This window comes from Kingella pumchi, assembly GCF_022288825.1.
In the GTDB taxonomy this organism is placed as follows: domain Bacteria; phylum Pseudomonadota; class Gammaproteobacteria; order Burkholderiales; family Neisseriaceae; genus Kingella_D; species Kingella_D pumchi.
This window is the reverse complement of record NZ_JAKOOW010000058.1, coordinates 1-441: the sequence shown is the minus strand read 5'-3', so window position 1 is coordinate 441 and position 441 is coordinate 1. Positions and strand designations below refer to the sequence as shown.

The 441-nt window shown below is 53.5% G+C and carries 1 pseudogene; it reads right to left on the bottom strand.

Annotation, left to right across the window (positions count from 1 at the left end):
* A pseudogene (locus MB824_RS10775) lies at positions 1-441 on the bottom strand (hypothetical protein); the annotation flags it as partial.

Here is a 441-nt window from a genome sequence, read left to right as displayed (position 1 = left end):
TGCTGCGCCTGTGGTGTTACCACCCGCAGTAGCTTTAAAGCCGCTGCTGTTGATGGCATTGGCAATATCGCCTGCGGTTACCAGTTTGCCTGCATCAGCACCAGTAGGAACGGTTACTTTGCCTGCATCTGTGCCTGTGGCTGGTGCAGTCAGGGTAACGGTGTTCACACCTACTTTGTATGGGTCGGTGCTGGAACCTGTGCCCGTTACGGTTACGGGGCTGTTATCGGCAGCCTGAACTTTGGTTTTGGCTGCATTCAGCTGTGCCACGTTAACGGCATCGGTGTCTTTCACCCCTTCGGCAACATTGCCCAAGGTAACGGGTTTGCTTGGATCGCTACCCACCAGATTTACGGCATTGCTTGGCGTTGTGGTGTTGTTGCCTGTGGCATCAGCATAGCTCAATGGAGTGTCAAATTTCACTTCGGTTACGCCATTGGT